Raw genomic sequence first — 24,897 nt, 5'->3', positions numbered from 1 at the left:
CTTAAGATTCAACTAAAATAGCTTTCATGTGATTGTTCTAATTTAAGCTATTTTAAAACAAATTATACTATAATACTAGAAAATCATCCTGCATTGCGGTTCCAAATAAGCGATTTATACCGTATATTTATACTATACTATTACGTAACAAACAATTTTATGAAAATCGCTTTCTTTTCGACAAAACCATACGACAAATTATTCTTTGAGCAAGAAAACAGCACCTATGGCTTTCAGTTTAATTTTTATGAAACGCATTTAGGTCCACACATTGTCAATGCTATTGAAGATGAGAAGGTAGTCTGCGCATTTGTCAATGATAAACTCAACAGACAAGTTATTGAAGTACTTGCTCAAAAAGGTGTTGAGCTGATCGCCTTACGCTGCGCTGGCTTTAATAACGTTGATCTGGAAGCTGCCAGGGAATTTGGTATAAAAGTTTGTCGAGTGCCCGCCTATTCCCCTGAAGCGGTAGCTGAGCACACCATGGCCATGCTATTGACATTGAATCGTAAAACACATAAAGCCTATAATCGCGTACGGGAGCAAAATTTTGCATTGAATGGACTTTTGGGATTTAATCTCCATCAGAAAAAAATTGGCGTTATTGGTACTGGAAAAATTGGAAAGGCTTTTATCAAAATCGCATTGGGATTTGGGGCAGATGTAATTGCCTATGATTTATACCCAGACCAGCAGCTTACAGCACAAGGTGTCAATTACAGATCGTTGGATGAAGTCTTCAAAGAATCAGATATTATTTCTCTTCATTGCCCGCTTACTCCCGAGAACCACTATCTCATTAATAGGGAGTCATTGGAAAAGATGAAAAATGGTGTAGCAATTATTAATACAAGCAGAGGCAATCTAATCAATACCAATGATGCTATTAAAGCGCTTAAAGAACGGAAAATTGGCTTATTAGGTATTGACGTCTATGAACAAGAAGAAAAGTTGTTTTTTAAAGACTTATCGACAACAATTATTGAAGATGAAACAATACAATTATTGATGAGTTATCCGAATGTTTTGGTTACGGCGCACCAAGCTTTTTTCACAACAGAAGCATTAACAGAAATTTCTCAAAGAACGCTTCGGAGCATCTCCGACCTCTCAACCAAAGGGAGCACTGACGCAGAAGTCTTGCTATAGCAAGACTAAGTATCAAATTTATTTCGGATAAAACAATGAAAAACCATGTTTTGAAAGGATTCCTCTTGGCAATCGGGGCGGCTATTCTTTGGGGTGTATCGGGTACTTTTGGCCAATTTCTTTTTCAGAAAAGGGCAGTTAACGTAGAATGGCTTATTACCGTAAGAATGCTTGTGACAGGCATTGTATTATTTCTTTTGGCCGGAATACACAAGAAAAATGAGATTTGGCAGATTTGGCGTCATCGTAAAGATAGTTTAGCACTTCTTCTATTCAGTATTTTTGGTGTATTAGCCGTCCAATATACTTATTTTGCCGCCATAAATTATTCCAACGCTGCTACCGCAACAGTGCTACAATATACAGGTCCGGTCCTGATCGCAATCTACATGGCGTTGAACAAGAGAAAATTCCCTTCGAAAGTTGCCTGCCTGGCCATACTTTTAGCTATACTGGGCACATTTCTTTTAGTCACACATGGGAATTTTGGTTCTCTGTCGATTTCTCCGCTCGCATTATTTTTTGGTTTAATGTCAGCTGTTACGCTTGCTTTTTATACACTACAACCAATCCACTTGTTAAACAAGTATAATGCGGCAATAGTTATCGGTTGGGGAATGCTATTGGGAGGTCTCGTTTTTTGCTTTGTCAAACCTCCTTGGGAAGTTGATGGAATCTGGGATATATATACCTATAGCTACACTGCTTTTATTGTAGTCTTCGGCACACTAATCCCTTTTTATGCTTATCTAACAGCAGTTAAGCTTATTGGTGGACAAAAGACAAGTCTTCTAGCTTCTGCCGAACCCTTATCGGCAGCCCTATTAGCTGTCTTGTGGTTAAATACACCATTTAGACAAACAGACTGGATCGGCACTTTTTGTATCATCGGTACAATCGTCTTATTGGGCATCACCAAAAATGAGGAGCGAAAAGGGATAAGCTAAATGCCTATCCCCTTTCGCGTTTGTAATCTGACCACCATTCATCAAGTCTTTCAATGACCGGCAGTAAAGTTTTACCTAATTCGCTGAGTTTATATTCCACGCGTGGTGGAGATTCAGCGTAAATCTGTCTACATAAAATACCATCGCGTTCGAGCTCACGGAGCTGAACAGTCAATGTCGTTTGCGCCAGATCTTCCATTTCCCGCCGTAGCTCACCAAATCTTTTGGGGCATTGTTTAGCAACAGCCTTGATGAGCAAAACTTTCCATTTTCCACCTATTATCTTAAAAATCCCATTGACATCACAGCAGGCACCAAAATTTTCACTTTTTTTTTCATTCATAATCACCTCATACTGACCATTAGTTCATAAAAACATACCAAGTACATAATTTATAACTACTTGATTGTAAAAAATATCCAAGCTATTTTTAACCATAAAATTATTAAAAACTTTCTATATGCGCTTTCAAATTAAAGATTTACTTCATATTTTCCTCCTTTCAACTGGTATATTTCTTTTCGTCATAGATCTCTTTATTATTAATGTTTCCCTTCCCACAATTCAACATGGACTACATCTACGAAACAGTGATACGCAATGGATTATAATACTTTATATTATTGGGTATGCAAGTCTTCTAATCAATGCTGGGAATGCCGGAAATCATTATGGAAAGAAGAAATTATATTTAATTGGGATGGCTTGTTTTACTGTAGCTTCCCTTTTATGTGGCTTAGCCGATAATCTTTACATTTTATTGGCCGGAAGATTGATTCAGGGGATTAGCTCTGGACTTATGGTTCCACAGGGCATCGCATTGATCACTTTACTTTTTGAAAATCCGGAGAAGCGATCGATGGCTTTGGGCATTTATGGAAGCATAGCAGGTATTGCCTCAGTAATAGGTCAATTATTGGGCGGAATTCTCCCGGATCAGACTTGGATAAATGAAAGTTGGCGTCTTATTTTTTTAATCAATGTTCCCATTGGGATACTTACCTGCTTTGCTGTCTATCGTTATACATTTAGTGACCAAGTTAGTGGAAAATCCAAGATCTCTTTTATCCCCATGATAACGTTGTTTATCCTTTTAATGGGAATAATTTTCCCTTTAATCATGGGACCTGAGTTGAAATGGCCACTCTGGTCATTACTGCTATTGGGAACAGCAATTGTTCTCGTCCTGTTATTTCTAAAAAAACAACGGAAATTAGAACAAACGGGCCGTTCTAGTCTACTCAATTTCTCCTTATTTAATAATCGGGTTTTCAATTTAGGCCTTCTAGCGGCATTAGCCTATTATATGGTGCAGGATGCTTATTTTATTATTAACTCCAATTACCTTCAAAATCAAAAGAATTATACGGCAACAATGACAGGAATTGCCTTTGTTTTTCAAGGTATTGGTTACGTATTGGCAAGTGTTATTGTAAGCAAGTTAATACAACGCCACGGAAAGATCATTGTCTTATATGGATTAGGAATAATGATTTTGGGGTTACTTTCTCATCTTTTCGTTTTCAATACGATGATCATAGATAGCTACCAAATACACGCCCTCTTCTTTTTTTATGGTATTGGCTGCGGTAGTGTACTGCCGGCATTAATGACACTCGCATTAAAAGACCTTAACGAAAAACTAATTTCCGTAGGATCTGCCCTCTATCTCACTGTACAACAACTATCTATATGCTTAGGGATCGCTTTTATTGTCGGTATATTCCTCCATCAGAAAGAGACTAAATTTCTTATTTGGCAAGATATCTCTTCGGCCTATGGCTACTCGATCGCACTATCGGTCATATTACTCTTATTCGTCGTATGTTCAATAGCTTATTTACCTTCACAAAAAGTAAAATAGCAGGTAATTCGTTCAGGATTTCGCTGGGGCTATCAAGCTTTCTCTAAGGATTAATGTAGCTAATTTGCTGCCTTATACTTGTCTACTAAAGCGTAGTCATAAGGAATACGGATGCTCAGCGGGCTAGCTTCCCATAGGTCTGAACCGCTGGCCAGATAAAAATCATAGGCATTGCGCAGGAAATTCTCCCCATTGGGAGCTTCTTGCCAGTTTTTCTTCTCCCTGTTGTAAAGTAATATCATACAACTCACGCAAGTACCCTTATCTTTCATGGTCGAATTTTCATAACACTTCCCTATTTTTACAGTTAATTTTTGCTGAATAATAACATCGGTCAACCGCCCATTTGTGAGGTGAATTAGAGCGATCTGTGCATCTTCATCCGTTGGTGAATGTTTTGCTGGTTTCAATTGATCGAACTGAGCCCGATATATTCGCGCTATTTCGGCCTGCCTCACATCCAATGGTAAGAGATTTGTATCTACAGGATGGAGGTCTTCAACATCGCCCGCCCGGGTGACACCAGTACTTAATGCGATATTTTGTTTGGATGTATCGGCACCAGCGGCAGCTGAACCTTCATTTTTATCGAATAGCTGCGTAAGTTCTGAGATATGATGCCCTATTTGATTAAAACCCACAACGTAATTTAAGATAACGAAAGCCAGCAAGGCAAGGACAGAAAAGATAAAAAGTGCCTTCCAAATACTAGTTCGGCCACGCTCATTTGTTTCTACTTCCAAAAAAGAAGATCCTTTGTGATCTGCTTCCTGAGAATCGCCGCGATGTTCAAGCAGATCATAATCAGCCAAAAACAGGTCTTTACCATCAAAAAGATCAATATGGTCTTCTTTAAACATCTCCACAATATCCCGAGCAGTTTTATACTTTACATTTGCCTGGGTGGCAATCAGATCAATAGCAGCATTTACATCACCCTGTTTAATGAATTCACGAATAGTTGCTTTATCAATTTCGATCGTATTGACGAGAATATTTTTGGTCATATCTTTTAATTTCCTATAGATTAGAATGCTTTGCTACCTACGCGAAGTAAAAGCATTCTACTTCAAAAATGAGATTAATAAATGAGAGATCAATGAAAATTTCTTCCCTTATGAAAAATATCCGCAGCATGATCTCCTTCTGTGGTCAGATCTTTTAACAAACCCGACATATCAAAGCAGCGTTGTGCGATCACATGAATAACTTCACCTTCAACCTGAATTTTACCCGCGACCATAAGGAGTTTTGCCCGGAGGATTTCTTTTCGATATTTTTCAAACACATTACTCCAAACGACAATATTTGAAAAACCAGTATCATCTTCAATGGTGATAAATAAAACACCTTTGGAGGTTCCTGGGCGTTGTCTAACAGTAATCAACCCACATACTTTCACTGGCATATCATTTTTTATCAAGCCCAATTTTGCTGTGGGCACTACATGGAGAAGATCGAGCTTTCCGCGCAAGAAACTCACTGGATGTGCTTTAATGGATAGTGAAGTCCGTGCATAATCTGCTACCACATGCTGGCTTTTGGTTAACAAAGGTAATTCGATTTGCCCCTCCATGGCACTTTCAGACGTTTGACCTTCAAATAATGCAATCGGCCGATCACCCAATGCTGTAATTTCCCAAAGCGCTTGCCGACGATCAACACCTAATGATGTAAAGGCATCTGCATCAGCTAATTTCTCTAACGCAATAAGAGATAGTCCAACATCCATCATACCAGTAATGGATGAATAGGCAGACTGCCGACCTTGAGTCAACACAACGGCCTCTTCCATTGAGAATCCTTTGATCTGACGTAAACCTAATCGAAGAGCATGCGGTTTTCCAATTTCTCCCTCTAAAGTATTGTCCCATGAAGAATGATTGATATCAATAGGACGTACTTTTACGCCATGTTTCTGTGCATCAATTACAATTTGAGCAGGTTGATAAAAGCCCATGGGCTGACTATTGAGTAAGGATGCCGCAAAAATATCGGGATAATAATACTTAAGCCATGAGGATACATACACCAGTAATGCAAAAGACGCTGCGTGACTCTCTGGAAAACCGTAACTACCAAAACCTTCCAATTGCTTAAAAACTCTAATGGCAAATTCTTCCGTATAGTTTTTCTTTACCATACCATCGACCATTTTTTTGTAAAAAGCAGATACCTGTCCTTTCGCTTTAAATGTAGCCATGCTGCGGCGCAATTCGTCGGCTTCAGCAGGAGTAAATCCGGCAGCGACTATGGCTATTTCCATGGCCTGCTCCTGAAAAAGAGGAACCCCCAAGGTTTTTTCAAGAATGGTTTGGATCTCTGTGCTGGGATAATCAACAGCTTCCTCTTTATTTCGACGGCGCAAATAGGGATGCACCATATCACCTTGTATCGGTCCAGGCCGAACGATAGCTACTTCAATGACCAGGTCATAAAACTCCCGTGGTTTTAATCGCGGCAACATCGACATCTGTGCCCGGCTTTCGATCTGGAATACACCTAGAGTATCTGCATGACAGATCATATCGTAAACCTTTGGATCGTCCTCTGCCCCAATATCGGCCAGGGTAAGCTCTTTTCCATAATGCTTTTTAGCGAGATCAAAAGCTTTGCGGATACATGTCAACATCCCCAAAGCAAGTACATCAACCTTTAGAAAGCCGAGTGCTTCAAGATCATCTTTATTCCATTCGAGATTTGTCCGATTATCCATGCGGGCATTTATTAAGGGACAAAGCTCATGCAAATTACCTTGCGTAATAACAAACCCGCCTGTATGCTGCCCCAATTGACGTGGAAAGCCAATATACTGATGCGTCAATTCGAGAACTTTTCGCAAATGTTGGTCATCCGGATTAAAGCCCTGTTCAACCAAACGTTCTAAATTGATATAATCGTCCCAATGGCTACTCACGACCCCTGCTAAACGCCCTACAGCATCCATGGAAAGCCCCATCGCCTTGCCAACATCACGTATAGCCCCTTTGGAGCGTACCTGTGTGACAGTTGCTACGATAGCAGCACGATTGCGTCCATATTTTTCATAAATATACTGGATGACTTCCTCACGGCGCTCATGTTCAAAGTCGACGTCTATATCTGGTGGTTCATCTCGTGCATCGGACATAAATCGCGCAAATAAAAGCCTGTATTTTGACGGGTCAACAGAAGTAATACCTAAGCAGTAACATACGGTTGAATTTGCTGCAGATCCACGCCCTTGGCATAAAATTCCCTTTTCCTTCGCAAATCGAACATAATCATACACCGTCAAAAAATAAGAAGCATAATTTTTGCGTTCGATAAAATCCAGTTCCATTTGAATCGTTTCGCGAATTGCATCCGGGATATCTCCGTTAAATCGTTTACTGGCACCTTCCCAAGTTAAATAACTTAATTCTTCCTGTGTAGTCCGACCATGAGATGATAATTCATCTGGATAGATGTATTTCAAATCATCTAAGGAAAAACGACAAGCATTGGCAATTTTTACACTCTGTTCTACAGCTTCAGGGTACAGTCTAAACAATCGTTCAACTTCAGTTATTGATTTTAGATAGCGCTCTGCATTGGGATGTAAATTAAATCCAGCCGTATGTATCGTACATTTTTCACGAATACAGGTTAAAATATCCTGCAATTCACGCCTTTCCGGTACATGATAATATACATCACCAAGTACAACAAGCGGGATGGCCAGGTGTTCGCCCAACTGATTTATTCTAAACAATAATTTAGCATCATCACCACGATAGAGTTTTTTTATTCCTAGATTAAAACAACCCTGTAGACGCTGTTGACATTCCTGTACAAACGCTGTAAATGACTGCTCAAGCTCAAAACCGACCACTAATTTTTCAGGTGGACAAATAATGAATATAATCCCCTCAGCATATTGAAACACATCATTTTTGTACAATTCGCATTTTCCTTTTTCCGTCCTTAGGTTTCCGACAGTTAACAATGTTGAAAGCCGCCCATAAGCCTCTTTATCTGTCGGGTATGCCAATAAACTGGGCCCATCCTGTAAATCTAAACGACAAGCAGGAATCAGTCGTATACCGGCTTTTTTTGCAGCCATATGTGCACGGACGATTCCAGCAAGGCTATTACGGTCAGTTACTGCAACAGAATTATACCCCAATCGCGCCGCTTGCTCAATCAGTTCTTCCGGATGAGAAGCACCTTCGAGAAAACTAAAATTACTTGTTATCTGTAATTCACAATATACCATACACTAACCTTATGCAAAAAAACCATGTAAAAACCATTGATCTGCCTGTCCGTCATAATGCCCTGCGCGATATAACCAAAAACGCCGACCTTCCATATCTTCCACTGCATAGTAATCCCGATGTTCACCAGGATCAATCCACCATTCGCGTTCAATACGTTCGGGGCCATCTGCTTTCCTTATAGTATAGGTATCTCCCTTATAACGGAACAGTATGGGTGGATAGTCGGGTATGGGTGCTGTGACTATAATACGTTCAGGGATCTTCAATAGTCGTGTTGGACGTGGTCGTGCAGTTTGCCAGTCAACAGTTGCAACCTCATCCATTGTAGCCGCTATTTTCATGGATCGTTCGGGCCAGTAGTGCGCAGATGGAACGTAGCGTGAAATCTCACAATTGGCGTCCCTACTTTTCAAGCGATCTAAAAGTTCGGTAACCGTCGGGTTTTTGAGACTAATTCTATTATTCCAAAGATTTTCCTGAACAGGATCTGCCGTCTCAACTTTGGATACTCCCAAGGTAAATAATTCAATACCCAATGCCGGTTCAATTTGCGGAATCTTTAGGACAAATAATTGAAGGATATGTTTAACCTGAGCAGTAGCACGATTAGTCTCAATAGTAATGGTCTCTATCTTTCCGTCCACGCGATGACAATTCAATTCGGCTGCACGTAACCCTTTACCCTCCCCCGACAAACGCTTACACAACTTGTTTAATAAATCTTCCAAAGCCAGTTCAATACCATTTGCTGTACAGATAGGCTCCAAACAAGGTAAACGTTCTTCATAGGGTAAGACAGGTTTTATAGAAATAACAAATTCATCTTCCAATCCCATGGCCTGGTCCAGTCGGAGCAGTAAACTATCGCCAAATCTTCTACGCAACACTGAACGTTGCATTTTTGCAAAACTTCCGATTGACCGTAATCCAAGCGATTGTAACCGCTTCAATTGAACATCTTCCAGTCGTAATGCAGCAGGACTTAATGGAAGAAGCGTTTCCGACTGCGCCAGTTCATTTATAATGATATCTTCGTGTCCAAAATGTGCTACCGCCCATGCGGCCCCAATGGTATCAGCAATCCCCATACGTACCTCATAACCATGTTGTTTAAATTTAGAGACAATACTTGTTAAGTAGGCCGCCTCCCCGCCCCAAAGATGAGCACAACCACTAATATCCAGGATGATACCGTCGGGCGTATCTAATGCAACCTGTGGTGTATACCTGATGCACCACTCTGCTATCGAATGGAGTAACTTTTCAGCCAATCCAGCTTGCTCATTGATTATTTTAAGTGATGGAATAAATGCCCGTGCATCCGCTATGGCCATACCTGAATGCACCCCCACTTGCTCCGCTAATGAGTTACTCCCACTGACGATTAATCTTCCTTGAGCAGCGATGGACAATACAAAGGGAATATTTTGCAAATGTGGTTTGCAAACAGTGAGCCAATCTGTTTTCAGATGAGGAAACCAAAGTGAGGCAAATCTTTTTTTCATGACTAGCCAAGATTTTGGTAGTTATAATTCCAGTCTTTTACCTGTATCTCCTTTTTAGAAAATGTTTTAAATCCTTGTGGAGACCAGGTTATTTGCTCTTTAGCTGGACTACCATTCCTTACCTTGAGCAGCTCTACATCCCAACAGGGATAGCCGATACCGGGCAATCCATCATCCGATTGACTAGGTAAAGAAGTGACTTTCCAACGTGCCGCACAACTCGTCGCCAACAAGATCTTTGGGCTATGTTGAAGTATAAACCCGGTAACCCGGCTTTTTTCTACGGCAAGTTGAAGGCGCCTCGACTGAACAAAATCCAGCTGATGTATTTCGGCCAACACGGCTGTTATGCCATGACATTTCAACGCTTCTTCCATCGCCCATAACACATCCTTCTCCCGTTTCATAGAAACAAAAACAATCGATGCTGGATTAACCCCAAATGATCTGATTGCCGCTGGAAATACCGTTTGAACGGAGCCTATCCAAAGACAAATCCCATCAGCTTGCATAAGTTTTCCAAGAAGACCACCAATAAACCCACAGGATGCAGCACTATCCATGCGGTTAAAGCTCACAAACTCGTGTATTACCCCTTTAGGAAAAATTCCATTCGGAAAAGCTTTCTCCAATGGCCCCAAACCCATCGTGCTTGCATCATTTGACCTTTGAGGTACCCCTTGCCAGGCAAGCAAGTCCTTTTTAAGTTTGCTGATCAAAGCCTGTTTATCTTCTAACATCATAGCCCCTCTTATTTAATATTACATACAAATATAATACTAATTATTTTAGCAATAAAAGAGAGCGCTATGTTTTTTAGTAAAAACAACGCTACTTCGAATCGTAGAGCCTTTGTTACTTCAAGCCTTATATATCATTCAAGAATTGCTGGATGACATCTTTTTTTCTTGTTGCAACAGGAATCATTTTACCATCGGACATTTCTATCTGCCCATCCTTGAAATATTTTTTTATATAGTTTGCATTGATTAAATAAGATTGATGACAACGAATAAATTCGGATTCAGGAAGCATAGTTTCAAAATGTTTGAGGACTTTCGAAACCATCATCGGTTTATTGTCTTTAATATAAAATGTGGTATAGCCCTTATCTCCTTGACAATAAAGAATATCATCGATATTCACAATTTGGGTGTATTCAAATGTACGTAGTGCTATTTTCTTAGGTCTAACTGGTGACTTCAGATAGCTTTCGGCCATACTTAGTTGCATGCTATTGAATCTAAACTCTGTATTTTTCTTATAGCATTTTTCAATAGCCTCTATAAATTGTTCCGGAACCAAAGGCTTTAATAAATAGGCAATAGCGCCTATATTAAGGGCTTCTATAGCATATTGGTTAAATGCGGTTATAAAGATTGTGTTTATGTCCAATTTCAGCTCTGAGAGGAAGGATAAGCTTGATCCATCTTTCAATTGAATATCAGCTAAAATAAGATCTGGATTAGATACAAGTAACTCACGTTCTGCCTGGGCGATTGATGGACTATAACCAACGATCTGGACATAAGGAATAGCATCCAATAAAGACTTAATGTACAAATAGATATTATACTCATCTTCAAGAATATAAACTTTCATAATTTCACGTATTTAATTAAAATATAAAACGAGTGGGATATAGAGTTCTACGCGATATCCACTTTTATCTTCTCTATAATTGGGCTTTATTTCAATCCTTGCTTTTTGCTGAGGATCATTAAACAAAAGCTCAAGGCGCTCTTTCGTGATAACTTGTGAAAGAGAGGTCTTGTGTGCATTATTTTTCTGATAAGATTGCATTCCCCAGCCATTGTCACTGATAACAATATGCAATTGATCTGCTTCCTGATTAAAAAGAATTTGCAATTGTCCACGATAATTCAAATTTTTGAAAGCATGTTCAATAGCGTTTTCAACAAAAGGCTGAATCAACATAGGAGGAATCATGACATCATCAACATCCAAGTTACCGCTCTCAATTTCAAAATCAAATACATCTTGATAGCGCATCTGCTGTAAAAGTATATAATTCTTTAATGATTTAATTTCTTGATCCAAAGAAATATACTCTTCCCTATTTAATTCGAGTATATCACGAATTTGACGGGACAATAAGATGAGGTACTGATTTGCCTTTGCTTTTTGCTCACTACTGATCAAACCTTGCAAATTAGCTATAGCATTATAAATAAAATGGGGATTAAGCTGGTTTTGTCGCGTCTTCTGCTCTAAAATTAATTGTCTATTTTCGGCAACTATACGCTGATTAATATTTTTCAATAGCTTTTGTTTATTCCGGTAATAAATGAAGAATGCAATGCTAAAGATCAGCGCAAATAAAATAACAAAAATCCAGCGCTGTTGGACCATAATCTTATGGTTGAATGCATTTGTTGTTTTTAAAAGCTTAATAGCCTGATCCTTTTTTTCAGTTTCATACCGTGTATTGATCTCATTGATACGTTCATTTTCAATACTTTTTGTGCTATTTTTATAATCCTGATAGGCCGAATCCAAGGTAAAATAAGCCCGTTCATAATCTCCTTTTAATGCGTGTGCTACTTGTAGATTCTGGTAATAGAATAATTTATTTTGCTTGCCTTTATGTGTTTTGATAAACTGCAATCCAGCATTAAAATAGTAGATCGCCGAGTCAATTTGATGATTATTCAAAAAATTTTTTGCCAAATTCGCATACGCATAGGCATTGAGCGCCTTGCTTGAAGATAAATAATTAAAATATTTTTGGGATGCCTCTACCGCTTTTCGACTATTCCCTATGCTAAAGAAATACTGCGCCTGTAAATTATACATGCGCATAATGATTGCAGAATCAGCCGTTTTATTCGCATAGTACTTGCAGCTATCCAGTGTTGCTTTTAACTTCTCAAAATCATGCAGTTCAATATACTGCATAAATTTGATCTCCTGATAGGCTTGCGCAACATGGGCGTCGGATCTGTTGGGATGATAATGATACCATGACTCGTTATCTTTGAGCGCCTGGTTATAGTCAGCTCGACGATAATTTGCATTTGCCAATAGATTGAAAAAAAGAAAGCTAAACCTACTCTTATTTTCTAACGCATATTCTTTAGCATCGATAATTTGCTCCATGATGCCAATAGTAGTCACATCATTAAAACTAAAATTAGCGCTTATTTTAAAGTAATCCTTCAGAACAAGCAAATCCGGAGACAATTTTCTCCCATCAAGGTTTTTCAGCGCAATTTCTATTGAATCAATTTTATCGTCCAACAAATAGTTATACGCCAAAAAAATCCAATTATAACCAGAATTATTAAAATGCTTGTCCTGAGCAAATACTGTTGTCTTCTTTGCTATAATAGATTGATCCCTAAAATCTTGTAAAGCGAGAAATTTTAATAATGTATCCTGATAGGTTAAATCAAGTGAATTATCTTCGATATGCGTATTATTTTTAGACGCCTGTTGGCCACTTTGATGACAAGAGAGTAACTGTGCCATGAGCACGAGAGATAAAAAATAAAAAGTAAATCTTGTCAAATTTCGTATCATCAGAATATAACTATCTGTTTAAATTTACATGAAGGTGCCTATATTTTTCCATAACCTCGTTCATTAATTATGATAAGCTTTCACAAGATGTAAACCGCTATTAAAAGAAATACGCAAGGTGCTGTCCATATTATGTTATCTATTGTCGAATATCGGAATATTATCAAAAAAACAATATATACTTTCAAAAGTATTTAACCCGGCTGATACTTATGCTAATATTCTTCTCCAATAAAAACACCGGTCGCAATTATTGAACTCGGTTATAGTTAGTTTCCTTTTACTCCCCACAAACATACAAATTGGTCAAACAACGAAAACTTCATAGTTAATAATCGCAGTATATGACTCAATATTTGCATCAATAAAGAGAATTTCATGTTTTTTCATCAAAATGTGTAACGAAATATCCCAACCACATACCTATACTATGGAGCATCACGCTAAAACGTAATATGGTAAATAATCTAATCTTAACTTACATAAACTGGAATATAGATAGTGATATCTTTGTTATTCCAATTATTGACCATCCAGTTCGCTGGTACGGGCTATTTTGGTTATTGGGCATTGTATTATGCTATAAGATATTAGGTTCATTATTTAAGAAAGAAGGTCGGCCAATCGAGTTTTTAGATCAGCTAACTATTTACATCGTTTTGGGTACCGTTATCGGAGCTAGACTAGGGCATGTATTATTTTATGACCCCAGTTATTACCTAGATCATCCCTTAAAAATAATGGCCATTTGGGAAGGTGGGCTGGCAAGCCATGGCGGAGGGATAGGTATCCTGATTGCGATCTATTTATTTGCAAAAAAACAGCAGCTTCCTTTTCTTTGGGTGGCAGATCGGGTTGCTTTGGTCGTCCCTATAGCAGGGGCTTGCATTCGTCTTGGTAACTTAATGAACTCTGAAATGATTGGCACAGCAAGTAGTTTACCTTGGGCTTTTGTGTTTACCCATATCGATACGATACCCCGGCATCCGGCACAGCTTTATGAAGCATTATTTTGTCTCCTATTATTCGTATTGTTATATCGTTTGTGGAAAGAAAAAGAGCTTCGACGTAACAATGGAAACTATTTCGCCTTGCTGTTGGTTTTGCTGTTTTCGTTCAGATTTTTGGATGAGTTTTTGAAAATCAATCAAGAGCATTTTGAAGACTCCCTATTCATCAATATGGGACAGCTACTTAGCATACCATTTATTATTATTGGAGCTGGTCTATTTATTTTCAACCGTTTTCAAGAAAAAATACCAAAATTAAAGTAACGGGATGCGCAGTACTTTCAAAGATCATCCTCTGTGACATGGCCGCGAGGAACAGAAATAGTTATCATGATTTTTTTAATAAGCCATGTTGAAAAGCATATTTTACTAATTCCGCAGTATTCTTCACTCCTGTTTTATCAATCAAGTTCTGCCGATATCCTTCAACAGTACGCTTACTCAAAAAGATTTTATCTGCAATTTCTAGATTTGTAAACCCGTCCGCGATCAATTCCAATACGTCTAGCTCACGTTCGCTTATTTCCAAATCTAGGATAGTATTCGAGCCAGCATCCGTATAAACTTGACCCGAAGAAACTTGTTCAAGTAAGGCTAAGCTAATTTCTTCACTCATATACCGCCCACCTTCAGCGACATGCTTTAATCCAAAAAGTAATTCATTATAACCTACATTTTTCAACAGATAGCCTGAAAGTCCATGTTCAAAACCTTCAACAACATAATGAATTTGACTTAGCATGGATAATATCACAACTTTGACCAATGGATATTTTTGACTGATGATTTTTAAAAGCTCCATCCCGTCCATATGCTCCATACTTATATCAGTTAAGATAATATCGGGAGCTAAACCATTTGCCAATATAGACAGCGCTTCCGTACCATCAGATGCCTCGCCTATCACCGCAAATTCTCCTTGGGATTCTAAAAGTAGTTTAATACCATTCCGTACGACCATGTGATCTTCAACCAATAGTATATTAACCGTATTCATCTTCTATAGCATTTAAATAAAAACTTTCAATTCTATTTTCTTCCAACCATATACGACAATGATGGTGTATTGTATTTTCCGATTTGGAATAAAAAAGAAACAGACTGCATAAACAAAATAAAGATACGAATTTCTACTCACTGTACTATTGATATCATGACTCCATATTAAACAGCCCTCAGGATGAAATGGAAAATAAAATAGAGGACCTCATACCGACCGACAACTCCTGTCATTTTTCGATAGAACGAAAACCCATGAGAAAAGGAACAATATTTGTATGTTATTAAATCAAGCTATACGTGATATCGCTTTAATCAACACTTAATTTTTGATATGTTATGATTTGTTCAGATAAAGATATTTTAGCCGTTCTCTCTTCTTCATTGGATGCTTGCGCAATTTATGATAGCGCAGATCTCCGTATTTCTTATGCAAGCACTAACATGTTAAAACTCTGGAATTGTGATCAGCGCATTATTGGGCAATGTCTTGAAAACTGTCTTCAACGAGAAGATTTAACGCCATATACCCCCCTCTTGAAAAATGCTTGGATAAACGGAAAAACTGCGGTTATCGAAAAGATAAAGATTAAGCTCAAAACCGAAAAACAGTCTTTACTAGGTTATACGCACACTTTTGAATATCATCCGCTCATCAATGAAAAGGGTGAAATTTATGGCATATTTAATCAAATTAGACTGATACCTGAAAATGAAGACAACCACCCACAAACGCAAGAAAAAAACACCATTGAACGAAAACTGCTACAAGATTTATTAACTCAAAAATATACAGTAGCAGGAAACCATTACAAAATCCCTACAAATAATTACACCTTATCACCTAAACATACCGAAGATCTCAATGAAAAACTTAAGGATGCACTCAAGAAAATCATAGAAAGTGAAGAACATTACCATTTTGCTTTACAGTCAGCCGAGATGGGAACATGGAATTTAAATTGTAAAAATTATATGGTCAATTGGGATGAACGGACTCGAGAACTCTTTGGTTTTGCTAAAGGTGAATATGTTCCATACAATGAGGTACTCAAATATATTCATCCAGAAGATAGGAATAGAATCGATCAAGAAGTCAAAAAATCACTGGCTTACCAGAACAAAGGTGTTTATGACGTACAATTTAGAACCATTGGAGCACAAGATCTTCAATTACGGTGGTTGCACTGTAAAGGAAGAGTATACTTTGACCAAGATCAACAGCCCGAATGGTTTGCAGGCACCGCTATAGATATTACAATCCAGCATCAGGAGCATGAAAAACTTGAAGCAATTAATCAACTTATCGCCAAAAGAGATCAACAGTTTAGAATGATCGTAGAAGCCGCCGGTATCGGTATCTTTTCTATTGACATGGAAACCAAGAAAATGGAACTCAATGATCGTTGCCGTGAATTATTTGGCTTCGATCAGTATGACAAAATAAAAGAATCTAACTTTTTTGACCAAATCCTGCCTCAGTATAGAAACATCATCCATCATGTTTTTCAGGAAGTAACACACAAACAATCTCCTTTCGATTGTCAATGTGAAATAAAAGATAAAAAAACGGGTAAGATAAAATGGTTAAGGTCAATAGGCGGAAGTCAATTGGAATCGGATACGACAAGACACATGATCTACGGCGCTATAATAGACAGCACCAATGACAAGGAAGAAGAAAGGAAAAAACTAGACTTTATTAGTATCGCAAGTCATGAACTCAAAACACCTTTAACCTCACTAATTGCCTATATCCAATTACTACAGGCCAAAGAAGGTACACTGAGCACCGAAAAGCGCATGCAATATCTCCACCAATCTAATGAGCAAGCAACGCGCATGCGCGGTTTAATCGACGGCTTTTTAAATGTTACTCAATTAAATGAGGGTAAGTTAGTACTTCGCAAAAAGACATTTAACGTTTGTTCTTTACTCGATTATATTCAAAATATCTATTCTTTAAAATCTGTAAAGCACTTCATTCATTATTCAGGAGCAATAGATTCGAATTTGGAGATTATCGCCGATCGTGATAAAATCGAACAAGTGTTAATCAACTTCATGGATAATGCCATTAAATATTCGCCCAGTAATTCAACAATTACCATGCATGTGGCCATACATTCAGGTTATTTTGAAGTCGAGATCAAAGACCAAGGAAGAGGCATCAATCATAAGGATCAGAAACAAATATTCAATAAATTCTATCGTGTAAATGACGATACGGATCGTTATGCTTCGGGATTTGGCATAGGACTGTTTATTTGCAAAGAAATTATTCAAAAACATCAAGGAGAAATTGGTGTCGACAGCCAGATCGGCCAAGGGTCAACCTTTTGGTTTAAAATTCCGGTCAGTGTATAAATAACTGCGCTAATTACCACTGATAAAATTTCCGATAGCAAAAAAAGCAACAGTTGCGAATCAAATCACAACTGTTGCTGAAATATTAATTCGTCACCTATTTCTTTTTCAAATCGGCTCCGGCAATATCTTCCCATCGATAATAATGGAATGTTTTATCGTCACTCATAACAACAAACAAGCCATGTTTGAAGGTTTCATTTAAATTAAAAGAGGTAGTTTCTGAACCATCACTTTGTGTTGCCATAACCGGCACAGTCTTCAGATATTTATGTTCGAAAGGATTGCTTTTGGTTCCTTCCCGACTAAAAACCTGAAAACGATTTGCACCCTGGTCCGACACCAAGATATATCCAGTACTGTCGGTCACTTTATAAATCGAAATACCTTCATGATCTTCTTTAAAACCTGCTGTAGCAAATAATGCCAACTGTTGGTTTCCCTTTGCTGGATCCGCATAGTATTGTTTTACGCCAACCTGTTCGTCCGAATAGTAAATATACCCAAGCTCATTGTCCACCGCTATTGCCTCAATCTCTTTCTTTCCACTAAATGAACCAAATTTGCGAACCAATGTAGCTTTTACTGAACCAGAACCATTATCCTCCAATAAATATTGTCCCAAATAGCCTTCTTTTGGTCCATTTTTTCGCCCAACAATAGCATAGATCTCTCCTTTTGGAGAAGTATATAGGGCAATCCCCATCAGATCCCTAAATTCAGGTTCAGTTTCACCAACAAACATATCTAATCCCCCTTGATCGATCGGCTTCATGTCAGGTAGTGAAAAAATACGCAATTTATGGGTCATACGCTCTGTTGTGACAGCGATATCGACAGGTTTCCCCCCCAATACCAAACCGTACGCTACATCAACATTGTTTGGTCGTTTTAAATTGGAAACCACTTTTTCTTTGACCGTTTTACCCTGTAAATCGTACACGAATAAAGCTCCATCGGCATCTTTATCCGTTGCTATAATCAGACTCTTGCTCGGATCGCTCTTATTGATCCAAATTGCAGGATCATCCGAATCATAACGTACAGCATCGGTCACAATAACGGGTTTAACTGAGTTTACCGTATTTGTTTGCGCATTTTTGCATGCTATTTGAAGCAGGGTTGATGCTCCCAAAGTTAGTGTTAGTATTGTTTTTAAATTTGTCATTATATGAAGTAAATTAGAATTTGGAACCAAATGCCCCAACATAAGCTGCAGGCTGAGGGGAATTATATGTTAGCCCGTTTGACATCACCAGGCCACTCGTAAAATGGGGTTTAAAAGCCAAAGTACCGGCCTTTAATGCAGGTGAATTCCCCTGAAGATGAAAATCCCAGGTTGAATCAAATACGTAATTGTCAACCGATGTTTCTAAAGGATAAGAAACAAATTTAGGATTATTCTCCCCTGCCACTTTACCTCTAACATCATTACTACCGCCTACAATATCATTTTTACCGACCTGAAACTGATCTACAGTCAATTGACCGTAGCCATAATACCAATTATTACCTGACACAGAACGGTTATCTTCTGGTTTTTTAGGATCACGCTTGACTCCAAACCGTGTATTTGCAAAAAGATTATTATAAATTTCTGCTCTGACAGAGGCTTCTAACCATATGGAACCTCCTTTGGCTGTAGGTCTGCGCCACCCTGTATTGAGCATGGTATTATTATAAACAATAATATAAGCCTGAGGTGTACGGTCTCCCGAGTTGGATAGTTTTAATGCATTGGTATTTACACTATACACTAGGTTATAAGCAACATCTGCAAGACATCCGGATTTGAAATTCATCGCTTCTCCACCTGTCACCCCATTAGAAAAGAAACGATTGTTAGCGAAAATGATTTTTCCACCTTCAATATACGTGCAGTCTTCGTGAAAATGACTTACAGTACTATTTTGAACAACTAGTTTTCCGTCTGAATTTGAGAACCACAACGCTGGCAAAGCCTCACCAGACACTTTTTTATACAAGCCCATTTTTACAGAAGTCGACGCATCCGAAGTAATTGCGCCACCATACTCAATGATGGTATTGTCCAAAACAAGTTCCTGACAGCTTGGAGCGGCTAAAATTCCTCCCCATAACTTGCCAAATTCATTCGTCTTCGTCTTATACCCATCTTCAACCGTAAACTTTACAGGATTTTCGGCTGTACCTAGTGCGTACAAATTACCCAAAACAACAATTTCAGGCTTATTGACGGAATCCATCAATACGGTTACGCCTTCCTCAATTGTTAGGCTCTTACCTTCGGGAATAATAATATCTCCCTTAATATGCTGCACACTTCCTTTGCTCCACACACCGGAAACCTCACCTATAGCACTTCCGTCAGCATCAGAAGTATCAACATCTATATTTGCTTTTTCACAGGCACTTAGCACCACTATAAAAAACGCTAGAAACGATAAAATACATTTATTTTTCATCTGTATATATTTAATTTTTAATGATGAAGCAGATTTCACTTATCCAAAACATTGGCTTTCCAAAAAAGTGAAAGCTTCACCGAAACAAACTGTTGTTATTTCACGTCGCACATGTTCAGATTAAAACATGCCCTGTTTTACGCGGGTCTATTATTTACTAAACGAATAACGTAAACCAAGGATATAGTTCTGTCCATACAAATCCTTTCTAATCAAAGTATTTCCGCCTTCAATAAGCTTTTCAGCAATCTTCTCATTTTCGGGATTTGTTCCTTTCACATACAATTCCATTGGTGTGTTCAAGATGTTGTTGGCTTTGGCAAAAATGGCCCAACCTGCTCTAAACTTCTTCTCAATCGAAGCATCTAACTGAACAAATCCTTTTTGCCATAAATCATCGTTCAAAAATTGCGACACTGTGTTGATTCGTGAGCCGGTATAAGATCCGGCTAACTGTCCTTCCCAGCCATTATTAGCATCTTTGTAAAGTAGTGATAGATTGGCTATATGCGCTGCCTGCCCATATAACGGTCTAGTTTGATCCACGATAATCGCTTCAGGGTCCTGAGTGGTTTCGTTGATTCGACGCGACATCTTGGAGGTCGTTATACGTGAATGTGTATAGGTATAATTGGCCTTAACACCAAATTTCTGGATATACTTGATATAATCAACCTCGAGACCAAAGTTGTTGGCGTTACCAAAATTACCGGGGGTGTAGTATACATCCTGTTTACGAACCTCATCCGGTTGAAAGGTATATTCAATTGGATTTTTGATTTTCTTGTAAAACATACCTACAAGAAATTGAGAGGAAGCTTCTGGGAATAATTCATACCTTAAATCAAAGTTATCTGCTAAGGCGTGTTTTAAATCTGGATTTCCTTTTTCCAAAAACTCTTCATTAATCACACTTGAGGGTACAATTTCATAAAATCCAGGTCGGTTTAACGCACGATAATAGGCCGCATGAAGCTGTTGTTTTTCGTCCAAATGATATTTCATGGTCAAACTTGGCAGCCACTCTGTATAAATTTGGGATCCCTCTGGTCTTTTTTCTCCTGCAGGAAACAATAATTTATAATTCTGATTGGTATGCTCCATCCGGATACCACCGATCATCTGCCATTTGTCATTCTCATAATTGAACATGCCGTACAATGCTGTTGTCTTCTCACCGGCGTCGTAAGTTAATGGATTTGCGACAGCTCCAGTAGGGTTGGTAACGGTCAGGTTAAGATCGGTATACCGCTGAAAATCCACGCCATATTTATACTTTGCCTCTTCTGCAGAAGCTGGTGATAAGTTGTAGTTATTGTAAAAACTACTACGCTGTTTATCACGATACAAACCACCGGTCGATAGTTCCAGCTTACTGTTTTCCATTGGAACTTTATAGGCTACATCCCAATAGCCTGCACGATCATTATCCGTATTTCGCTCCCAACGATAAGTTACAGGAGATTTGTTGACGAGAGAAGTCCTTTTACGTTCAAAATTTTCTTCTACTCCATCCAAACTGATCATCGTATTTTGAGGCAATTGATTGCGGGCCGAAGAGAGTACTCCTGACCAACGGACATTCAAACGATTATCTAAAAAATGATGATCGCCCTGTAAGGTACCATTGTAAATTTGTTGCTGCGTTTTTCGGCTTCTTGTCACATAGGTCAGTTCGGCTTTACCAATGCTGGGATCATACTGACCATTGTATATCGTATTTACGGCATCGCGCAATTGCATGTTATTTAAATTCACATACATTTGATAAAAGCTAATCCGATGATTTGGATTAAATCGATAATCGATCTTGTTATGCAAACCTAAGCGTTGTTGCTGTTCATCATATTGACGATCACTCTGCTCAGTAATTACTGCATTGGGATTTACGCCAACGACAGCCGATTTGTAGAAAATAGAACGACTACCTCGATGTAAATTTTGATAGCTCGCGCCCAAAATAACGCCCAATTTATCATCCAAATACCGATTTCCTATTGTCAGATTGCCGACAAGGTCTGGAAGGGGCTTTTTATAGGTGTAATCTAACGCACCCTTATTAAAATCAGCAGCGGTTGCATTGTAATTCTTCCCATTCAGTTCGTAGGGAGATTTTGCCGAAGTTCCGCCTGTTGAAAAGCTTCCAAAATCACGATTAAAATAACGTTGACTGTAACCTGTTGCCAAATTTGCCTGCAGCAATAATTTAGTCGGTGCCGATTTCATAACCATATTGACAACTCCACCCACCGCATCGGCTTCCATATTTGGTGTTAGCGACTTGTAGACTTCTAAGCGTTCCAACATATCTGAAGGAAATAAATCCAAAGGCACATAACGGTATTTATTATCCGGACTTGGAACCTTTACACCATTCACTAAAGTGGTATTGTAACGTTTGTCCATCCCCCTCAGAATAGCATATTGTCCCTCGCCATTCGAATTTCTTTCTATAGATACACCCGAAACACGCTGTACAACATTTGCAACGGTGATATCCGGGGAAATCTCTATTGCACGCGCCGAAACAACATTCATAATTTGTGACGCATTCTTTTCCAAACGCCTTGCACTAGGATCATCATCCCCCCCATTCCGGCGTCCTTTTATGGTTACTTCCATTAATGTCTGTTCGGTAGACGTCAGCTGAAAAATAAAATGAGGTGTATTTTCTTTTTGAATTTCGATTTCTTTAATTAATTCGGCATAGGCCATATGCTTGATATGAACCCTATCCACACCTGCAGATAATCCTTTGAATTCAAACGAACCATCCAATTGTGTTTTGGTCGATAGCCCACTCTGTTCCAAGAATACTGTTGCACCAGCAATAGCTTCACCAGTTTGACCATCCAATACCTTACCTTTGATTTTGGTCGCATAAGCAGCGCTGACCGAAATACTGGAGGCAAGTAATACCGTTAAAAAGTTTTTCATTTTGCTTAGATTATTATGAATCTTTGATTGTTGTCGCAAAGATGGCAGCCAATTTTAATCACACAAAATATCTAGCGTTACAACAAGGAAACAAGGTAAAAAGAGAACTATACAGCAAGGAAACAGAAATATTTAAAACACTAATAAACAGTAGTTTAAAAACAAATTACACGCCATTAACATTCTATTACTCCTATGTTAAAAAATTATGAAATACCAACGAGATAACCCGCTAGATCCTCTCCTTGTTCCAATCTTAATTTTTTTCGCAATCGATGTCTGGCAACACGAAGGCTATCTTGTGATATGCCCAATAGGACGGCAATCTCGATATTATTCAAATTTATTTTAAGCAATGCTATTAATCGCATATCTGCGGCCGTCAAATCTGGAAATCGTTGAATAAGTTTTTCAAAAAAGCTGTGATGCACCTTTTCGAAAGTTCCCATAAATTCTTTCCAATGGATGCCCTGTGTGATATTTTCATTGATCTGCAACACCAACTTCTGCATTTGTCGTTTTTGATCCCTGCGTTCGTCCTTAACCATTCCCTTTAATTCATCACGAAGTTCTTCCAAAAATTGATTGTTACGGATCAGGTTTAGAGTATGGGATGTCAATTCTTTCTGCTTGATCGACAGCTCCTGTTTGAGCTGCTTATCTTCAAGCAATTGGTTTTTAAGCGCAATTTCTGTCAACTCACGTTCGGCCTCCTGTTTTCGCGATTCGGCGATCTGATTTTTGATCTTAATTTTCTGGCGACTATACAATACATAGGATAATACAATTAACAAAATTAAAACCACAATTGTACCCCACAGCATGATTAAGTTGATTCTTTTTGTCACCTGTAATTTTTCAATCTCCTCAGCTTTTTGGTTCATATCGTAGAGCGCCTGAAAAAAAGCTGTATGTCGAGCACCATCTACGCTATACAGTTCAAGCACCAACTTACGGCTCTTTTCGGCATAAAAATATGCGCTATCCATTTGGCCACGCAAGGCGTATGTTCTACTCAAATCTTTTGTCGTAGCAGCCATTTGATACACATCACTCAAATTTTCCGCCATCTGATAAGCCAATTGTGTCAATTTGATACTTTCCAGATATTTATTGGTCTTTCTAAAGATATCGCCCATATTATTGATGACCACAATTTTTCCATAATTGTCTTTTGTTTCCGTATAGAGCTTACTTGCTTTTTCAAAATGAAGAAAAGCGCTGTCATACCTTGCCAGGTCTTCATAAATACTGCCCAAATTTTCATGGATCTTGGCTTCTCCATTTTTATTACCCACACTGCTATAAATGGACAAAGCAAGATTCTGATAGACAAAGGCGGAGTCGTAGTTAGCTTCCTTTTCAAATAAATGACCAATATTCCCTAATGTACCTGCCTCTCCAATTTTATCCCCTTCTGTTCGGAAAGAATGTAGCGCCTTGTTAAAATAAACTTTCGCTACATCATGTTGTTTATTGAAAATATTGAGTTCCCCGATATCACTCCAATTCGAAGCAAGATGCTGCTTTGAATTTAATTGCGTATAGAGTCGATCGGCTTGAAAATAGTAGTCCTGCGCCTGTCCATAATGTCCCTGATTGACACATAACCATCCAATCGCCTGTAAACAATTGGCTTGTAACAATAGATCTTTATCCGTAACAGCTTTTGCATAACGTTTTTTGACGAGCATAATTGCAGAATCAGGATGGTTTTGACTTAACCCCCTAATATCCTTAAAGGATTCAACCTGCGCAGTACCTGGGTGCCACAAAAAAAGCTGTATAAAAAAAAGTAGAAACAAAATAATTTTATCAGAAATCCTCATATTTAACGTAAATAATCGAATTGCAAATGTACATGAAACATGTTAACACAATATTAAA

The 24,897-nt window shown here is 38.4% G+C and carries 17 protein-coding genes; 5 read left to right on the top strand and 12 right to left on the bottom strand.

The annotated features are described in order from the left end of the window. The first annotated feature begins 159 nt into the window (after nucleotides 1–159). A complete protein-coding gene (locus M2419_RS08265; RefSeq protein WP_259254764.1) occupies nucleotides 160–1,152 on the top strand; it encodes a 2-hydroxyacid dehydrogenase in 993 nt (330 codons plus the stop codon). Nucleotides 1,153–1,187: 35 nt separating this feature from the next. Beyond that, entirely contained in the window at nucleotides 1,188–2,099 is a 912-nt protein-coding gene (locus M2419_RS08260; RefSeq protein WP_259254763.1) for a DMT family transporter, read from the top strand. A gap of 4 nt (nucleotides 2,100–2,103) precedes the next feature. Here M2419_RS08260 and M2419_RS08255 read toward each other — a convergent pair whose 3' ends face one another. Then, nucleotides 2,104–2,442, bottom strand: coding sequence for a helix-turn-helix domain-containing protein (locus M2419_RS08255; protein ID WP_083663640.1), 339 nt, complete (start codon nucleotides 2,440–2,442; stop codon nucleotides 2,104–2,106). A gap of 118 nt (nucleotides 2,443–2,560) precedes the next feature. Here M2419_RS08255 and M2419_RS08250 point away from each other — a divergent pair, with 118 nt between their 5' ends. Beyond that, nucleotides 2,561–3,964 (top strand): MFS transporter, encoded by a 1,404-nt coding sequence (locus tag M2419_RS08250; protein ID WP_259254762.1) that lies wholly within the window; start codon nucleotides 2,561–2,563, stop codon nucleotides 3,962–3,964. A 59-nt stretch (nucleotides 3,965–4,023) separates the two neighbouring features. On the opposite strand, the gene M2419_RS08245 is transcribed toward M2419_RS08250, so the two are convergent. The 6 genes from M2419_RS08245 to M2419_RS08220 all read right to left on the bottom strand — a co-directional run bounded on the left by M2419_RS08245 (nucleotide 4,024) and on the right by M2419_RS08220 (nucleotide 13,202). Then, nucleotides 4,024–4,971, bottom strand: a complete 948-nt coding sequence (locus tag M2419_RS08245) for a hypothetical protein (RefSeq protein WP_259254761.1) — start codon at nucleotides 4,969–4,971, stop codon at nucleotides 4,024–4,026. Between the two features lie 89 nt (nucleotides 4,972–5,060). Further along, complete coding sequence (locus tag M2419_RS08240; RefSeq protein WP_153848550.1) at nucleotides 5,061–8,201, bottom strand: error-prone DNA polymerase; 3,141 nt, start codon at nucleotides 8,199–8,201, stop codon at nucleotides 5,061–5,063. 9 nt (nucleotides 8,202–8,210) lie between these two features. After that, the gene (locus tag M2419_RS08235; protein ID WP_153848551.1) at nucleotides 8,211–9,710 is read right to left on the bottom strand and encodes a DNA polymerase Y family protein; all 1,500 of its coding nucleotides are present in this window, start codon (nucleotides 9,708–9,710) and stop codon (nucleotides 8,211–8,213) included. A 2-nt stretch (nucleotides 9,711–9,712) separates the two neighbouring features. Continuing rightward, entirely contained in the window at nucleotides 9,713–10,453 is a 741-nt protein-coding gene (locus M2419_RS08230; RefSeq protein WP_259254760.1) for an ImuA family protein, read from the bottom strand. 124 nt (nucleotides 10,454–10,577) lie between these two features. Next, nucleotides 10,578–11,312, bottom strand: coding sequence for a LytTR family DNA-binding domain-containing protein (locus M2419_RS08225; protein ID WP_159726597.1), 735 nt, complete (start codon nucleotides 11,310–11,312; stop codon nucleotides 10,578–10,580). A 12-nt stretch (nucleotides 11,313–11,324) separates the two neighbouring features. Beyond that, on the bottom strand, nucleotides 11,325–13,202 hold the full coding sequence (locus M2419_RS08220; RefSeq protein WP_159726595.1) for a sensor histidine kinase: 1,878 nt from the start codon (nucleotides 13,200–13,202) through the stop codon (nucleotides 11,325–11,327). Between the two features lie 506 nt (nucleotides 13,203–13,708). Here M2419_RS08220 and lgt point away from each other — a divergent pair. Continuing rightward, nucleotides 13,709–14,527, top strand: a complete 819-nt coding sequence (gene lgt, locus M2419_RS08215) for a prolipoprotein diacylglyceryl transferase (protein ID WP_259254759.1) — start codon at nucleotides 13,709–13,711, stop codon at nucleotides 14,525–14,527. A 64-nt stretch (nucleotides 14,528–14,591) separates the two neighbouring features. Here the strand turns inward: lgt and M2419_RS08210 are convergent, their stop codons facing one another. Further along, nucleotides 14,592–15,260, bottom strand: coding sequence for a response regulator transcription factor (locus M2419_RS08210; RefSeq protein WP_153844569.1), 669 nt, complete (start codon nucleotides 15,258–15,260; stop codon nucleotides 14,592–14,594). Between the two features lie 341 nt (nucleotides 15,261–15,601). Between M2419_RS08210 and M2419_RS08205 the strand changes: the two genes are divergently transcribed. Beyond that, nucleotides 15,602–17,629, top strand: a complete 2,028-nt coding sequence (locus M2419_RS08205; protein ID WP_182331974.1) for an ATP-binding protein — start codon at nucleotides 15,602–15,604, stop codon at nucleotides 17,627–17,629. A gap of 97 nt (nucleotides 17,630–17,726) precedes the next feature. On the opposite strand, the gene M2419_RS08200 is transcribed toward M2419_RS08205, so the two are convergent. From M2419_RS08200 to M2419_RS08185, 4 genes are all read right to left on the bottom strand, one after another. After that, nucleotides 17,727–18,797, bottom strand: coding sequence for a phytase (locus M2419_RS08200; protein ID WP_153844571.1), 1,071 nt, complete (start codon nucleotides 18,795–18,797; stop codon nucleotides 17,727–17,729). 13 nt (nucleotides 18,798–18,810) lie between these two features. Then, complete coding sequence (locus tag M2419_RS08195; RefSeq protein WP_153844572.1) at nucleotides 18,811–20,073, bottom strand: right-handed parallel beta-helix repeat-containing protein; 1,263 nt, start codon at nucleotides 20,071–20,073, stop codon at nucleotides 18,811–18,813. A 150-nt stretch (nucleotides 20,074–20,223) separates the two neighbouring features. Beyond that, nucleotides 20,224–23,010, bottom strand: coding sequence for a TonB-dependent receptor (locus tag M2419_RS08190; RefSeq protein ID WP_153844573.1), 2,787 nt, complete (start codon nucleotides 23,008–23,010; stop codon nucleotides 20,224–20,226). A gap of 206 nt (nucleotides 23,011–23,216) precedes the next feature. Next, nucleotides 23,217–24,839, bottom strand: a complete 1,623-nt coding sequence (locus M2419_RS08185; RefSeq protein WP_153844574.1) for a tetratricopeptide repeat protein — start codon at nucleotides 24,837–24,839, stop codon at nucleotides 23,217–23,219. Nucleotides 24,840–24,897 lie beyond the last annotated feature (58 nt).

It is taken from the genome of Sphingobacterium sp. BIGb0116, from assembly GCF_024808035.1.
GTDB lineage: Bacteria > Bacteroidota > Bacteroidia > Sphingobacteriales > Sphingobacteriaceae > Sphingobacterium > Sphingobacterium paramultivorum.
This window is presented reverse-complemented; position numbering and strand designations above follow the sequence as displayed.